Annotated in this window: 1 protein-coding gene; it reads right to left on the bottom strand. The window is 55.0% G+C overall.

Annotated elements, in window-relative coordinates; genetic code table 11:
* Window positions 1-123 precede the first annotated feature (123 nt).
* Window positions 124-432, bottom strand: a complete 309-nt coding sequence (locus TW83_RS17930) for a DUF1778 domain-containing protein (RefSeq protein ID WP_045984151.1) — start codon at window positions 430-432, stop codon at window positions 124-126.
* Window positions 433-740 lie beyond the last annotated feature (308 nt).

Below are 740 nucleotides of genomic sequence, written 5' to 3'. Positions count from 1 at the left end.
CGGCGCGATTATGTGTGGCGTTAAGATTTTCGGTGAAAAACTCGTTTTCTTGTTCTTGTGCAGGCTCGGGTGCATCGGCTTCCGCCGCGCATGCGGCGGAAGCCCCTTGCTCATCTTCCTGCATCAGCGAGCGACGACACGCGTGTGATAGCGTTTGATCGCATCCACCAGGGCCGGGATCGGCTTCGCGGGAGCGTCGAGCGCGGCGAAAAACTTTTCATGATCGACAGGCTGCAGGACAGTGCGCTCATGAGCGTTGATGGTGTTCTTCGCTTCACGATATGCGGCAGACACGGCAAAGGTGGTGTCGTCGACACCGGAGAGAGCGGCAGCTCTCTGGATCGTGTTTTTGATGCGCTTCTTCGTCCGGAAGGACATCCGGGCGTCGCTAGGCTCGTCGATAGTCGTAGTCTCATCTACAAACGCACGCATGGCGAGAACTCCTTTTCTCTGACCCAAGATGTATGGCGAACTGCCGCACACGGCAATTCTTTTTTGCATTCTTTTGCAATTATTTTTTCTATTTCCGAAATCAGAAGGCCCGGAAGATTGGGATCTTCACGGGCCTGAAGGATGATGTTTATTTGAAAAACAAGGGCATGACAGGACCGTTCAGAGACGGGAGGGGATGAGCCTGCAGAACTCGACGATCTCCTTACGGCCGAACTTGCCGGCCTCCATTCATGATCAGCCTCCTGGTTGCTTGAAGGGAACTTGTGAGGCCCGCGCTTTCGCGCGGG

The sequence above is a fragment of the Paracoccus sp. S4493 genome (genome assembly GCF_000967735.1).
Lineage (GTDB): Bacteria > Pseudomonadota > Alphaproteobacteria > Rhodobacterales > Rhodobacteraceae > Paracoccus > Paracoccus marcusii.
The sequence above is the reverse complement of the archived record's forward strand: the minus strand, read 5'-3'. Positions and strand labels throughout refer to the sequence as shown.

Excerpts from the sequence above, each read along its gene's own strand:
- TW83_RS17930 (WP_045984151.1), bottom strand. The coding sequence starts at position 432 with ATGCGTGCGTTTGTAGATGAGACTACGACTATCGACGAGCCTAGCGAC.